The sequence below is a fragment of the Mucilaginibacter sp. genome, from assembly GCF_039921305.1.
In the GTDB taxonomy this organism is placed as follows: Bacteria; Bacteroidota; Bacteroidia; order Sphingobacteriales; family Sphingobacteriaceae; genus Mucilaginibacter.
On record NZ_JBDSCA010000058.1, the window covers coordinates 1 to 2,509 of the forward strand.

The 2,509-nt window shown below is 40.4% G+C and carries 3 protein-coding genes; all 3 read right to left on the reverse strand.

Annotated elements, in window-relative coordinates:
* Positions 1-530 (reverse strand): hypothetical protein (locus ABIN91_RS18530; protein WP_348052933.1); only part of this gene is annotated, 530 nt, incomplete at its 3' end.
* Between the two features lie 198 nt (positions 531-728).
* Complete coding sequence (locus ABIN91_RS18535; RefSeq protein ID WP_348052934.1) at positions 729-1,934, reverse strand: relaxase/mobilization nuclease domain-containing protein; 1,206 nt, start codon at positions 1,932-1,934, stop codon at positions 729-731.
* Complete coding sequence (locus ABIN91_RS18540; protein WP_348052935.1) at positions 1,931-2,266, reverse strand: hypothetical protein; 336 nt, start codon at positions 2,264-2,266, stop codon at positions 1,931-1,933. Before ABIN91_RS18540 ends, ABIN91_RS18535 begins: the two co-directional genes overlap by 4 nt.
* Between the last annotated feature and the right edge of the window lie 243 nt (positions 2,267-2,509).

A 2,509-nucleotide genomic window follows, 5' to 3' on the forward strand; every position in this document is an offset into this window, starting at 1 on the left:
ACCGCAACGCGGCTCATCGGAACCTTATGTTTTTTACATTGCTTTTGCGTGAATTCGATCAGCTTTTTCTTTAAAATACTCGCTGTTATATCAGAAATTTTATCTCTGCTGATCCCAGGAATTAAAAGTGCGCAGTCAGCTATATCCTTTATATCTCCAGATTTCGCTGCTTCACTATTTTCAAAAGCGGCTTGGATCTCCAATGCCTGGACCTTGCCAATACCCCGTCCGCTCGGCTCATTGGCAGAATAACCCAGCGCAATTTCGTCCACCTCGTGCAAAGCGTTGAGCAACCTAGTTACTGTTTTCTTATCCCCGCGGTTAATACTGTCCAGCAAGTATTGGAAATACGTCGCAATTTGATTCTCACATTCCTTTGACCAAGCATCTCTCATCGCAGACAGGCCGAAGGGGTCTAGGAATAATGGTATATCCTGATAGGCATAAATATCTAAAAAATTGTACCTAGTATTTACAGGTAACTTAAAATACTCACTAAATTTTTGCGGGGTAATCCTTTCTACTTTCATGACGGGGTTCATCAATCAAAGATAAGACAGAAGTCAATTTTTATTTTTGATAATTTCCTAACAACAAGCAGCTTATTCACAATAAATACATTTCAGTTAACATTTTTCCCATCTTTCAAAGCCTCGCGTATTAATCGATAATCTTAACTTTTTTTCAATTGGTTGAGTCTTATCGTTACACTGAAAGTAATCTTTTCACTATCTCAACCTTTGTCCACGTTTCTTCTTCCTATTTCGCTTAAACTGGTTCACCGCATTTTGATCCATATTACCAGCATCGTTATTAACGCCGAGCAAATCCCCGATAAGATCGCCACCAGGTATAGCCGAATTACCCATCTGCTGCCGACCCGGTTGTTGGATTGATGGATCTGCTCCGCGCTCGCCACTATACTTTTTATTTGAAATGATAGGTTGGCCGCTGTGCTCTCCAACTGATTGAGCCGCCGCGCTGTTGTTTCTATTTGCTTTTCCGATTTGATCCTGTAATTTTCCAGTGCCCTGCTGTACATCATTTCTATTTCCGGCAGTAACTTTTGTATCTGCCATAACTCGTTCGCTTGTTCCGGTAAGGGCTGATTGTCCGATTCGTTCAGTCTGGTTGGTTCTTGTCCTAACATTTGCCTGGTGTATTGCTGTGCGATCTCTTTCTTGTTCATAACTGATAACGTTTTTAACAGCCTGCCATTTGTAAGCGTTCCCTAAATGAGATCCTTTAAATTGCATACCATCGTAGCCGTAGGATATACCGCTCACAAAACCGGTGCTGGCCTGGTTGAATAAAACATTGATGCCCTGTGATTCAAGCCGGTTTATAAATTGTTCGACTGTAGGTTTTTGATTAAATGTCGATTTAATAATTACCTGTAGTTTCATTTTGATGGATGGCTCATCTGTACGCTTCATCATTTCCAGCTCGTTTTTAGTCATGGCTCTTTCTTGCGCCATACGACTGGAAATTACTTCCTTTAAGCCGTGCTGTTTCTCCAATCTTCTAAGTACAGTTTCGCTTCGCTTGTAATCTTGGCTATCTGAAACAACTGAACCATCGTAGCCGATGCGGTTAACCAAAATATGGATGTGTGGATGGTCTGCATCAAAGTGGCGGAAGATTGCATATTGGTGTTGGTCAAATCCCATTGCCTCCAGATAATCTTTGGCAATGGTTACCATTTGCTCATCCTTCAAATTTTCATGTGGCGGGAAGTTAACTGAGGTATGATAAAAGTATTTAGCCAGGTTAGGTCTTAGCACACGTATCATTTTTACCTCATCCATAATTGTGCGCTCGTCATGCTGCGCAAATGAAGTATCAAGCCATTTGGCTACACCCTTGTTAACTTTTTCAAGGTTGTAATTTAGTGCGCCTCTAAAACCTTTTCCTTTAACCTGGTCCGCTGTCATTTCAGTAAACAGTTTAAAATATCTTTCTGAGTTTTTAACAATCCTAAAAGAATAGAAAGATAAGCCGTTGATAATTTGCCAGCGTGTAATTGCTTTACCGCCTGGTTGAGATTTACGCCAACCTTGTGCAGTTCTCTATAAAGCGAAGCATTTACAGGTGATAACTTTATAGTCGGAAATCTTCCTGTAAAAGCCTTCTGCCTGATCCAGTTTGCAGGGGTCATTCCCGATGCTTCGGCGTAGTTTACTACAGTATCGTTTTCATCTTTTGTCAGCCGGATATTCACTTGAATGATCCGTTTATCTTCTTCCTGTAATGTTGGCCTTCCCATGATTATAGATTTTAAACGAAGTGCAAAAATCAATTTTAACTCCGAAGGAGCAAGCCGTTTAAGCGTAGCGAAAACATGGCTTGCTCCTAATAGATGAACACACATTTATTTACTGAAATTGATACGTTTGCTTTTGACTTCCCCTTTCAATACCCTCATAATGTCCTCGTAATTGTAATAAAGGATGCCACCTATTTTAGTAAATGGTATAGTACCATTCACTCTTAAGTTTTGCAAGGTATT